At 63.2% G+C, this 1,207-nt stretch carries 1 pseudogene; it reads left to right on the forward strand.

Features of this window, described 5'->3' with window-relative positions:
* Positions 1 to 1,000: 1,000 nt before the first annotated feature.
* Positions 1,001 to 1,207, forward strand: a pseudogene (locus E4Q23_RS24355) (IS481 family transposase); the annotation flags it as partial.

Here is a 1,207-nt window from a genome sequence, read left to right on the forward strand (position 1 = left end):
GCAATGCAGGGGACGAGTTGGCCATTGACCGCGATCGACTGGGCCAGACGCGTGATCGCCGCCGTATCCGGCACGCGAAGCTCGACGTAGCGCAACTCCAGTCGGTGCAAATCCAGAGTCTGGGCCGTAGCGGCCGTCTGATCCATGCGGTTGACCTCCTATGGCATCCAGCCTAGCGAGGCGACCGCTGCAAGGCGATCGAGTCCTCTCTTTGCAAGCCGCGGCATGTGCCTCAGGGAGCGCGACAAGTGGCTGAAAGAACGGTGATTTCGACCGTCCACGCGTCCATCTTTGCAAGTGACGCGTCGATCATCGGCGATAAGCGATAAGTGCCTGAGGGAAGGGCTATTTCCGTCTTTGACGCGTCCATCTTTGCAACCCCAGCCCGGCCGAGTGCGCGTTCCCGCTGCCGGGCACGATTGCGCGCGACGTATTCCGGATGCTGGTCTCGATATGTCCGCCAATAGTCGGAGTGGCGCTCTGCCCAGCCTTCTGCGCGCGCTTCTGGTTATCCCGATAGTCGGGATCGTTCTGGCGTTTGGCCGCTTGCCAACGCCGTCGCCGTTCGCGCTGGCAGGCGGCGGCAGAACAAAAGCATTGGTCGGGGTTCTGCGGACGGGGCCGGAACGGCTGACGACAGGCCTTGCACTGCCGGTACTCCATGACGGTTTCTCCCCACACGACGTCGTGCGGGAAGATTGGCCCTATGCAGGGGTTCCTGTCGCGCTGCGGGAGATCTTGCGAGGGCTGGCCGCAACGTGTTGCGGCCGGTGAACTGGGCGGACCCGGTGTGTTCGGTAAAGGGGGCTCGACCGCGTAATCAGAAGAGCAGGCACTCGGAGCTACGCGCGCTGCTGCGTTGCCAACCGGCGTGGCCTGCCGACCGAGCTTGCGGGGCTACGAGGTTCGGCTTCCGGAAATCGCTGCAGACCTCAACAGGGGCTCACTGGGTGACGCTTGGTGGGTCAGCTTTGGTGAGCAAAAGCGGGTCAGTTCCGGGGAGCGTCAAGGGGCCTACCAGGAATACCGCTGCGTATACGGCGAGGATGTCGAGACGGGGCTGAGGTTTCTGTTCAACGCCATGTCAGCCAAGGAGGAAGCAGGAAATCGGTTGCAGGGCATCCCGAGCGCGATCCAACTGGACAACGGGCCGGTCGGTAAGTCGGCAGTGTTCCGCCGCGTGATGGAGTGCCTTGGCGTCGAGGTC

Origin of the sequence: Candidatus Accumulibacter phosphatis, from assembly GCF_012939955.1 — a bacterium.
Classification (GTDB): Bacteria; Pseudomonadota; Gammaproteobacteria; order Burkholderiales; family Rhodocyclaceae; genus Accumulibacter; species Accumulibacter delftensis.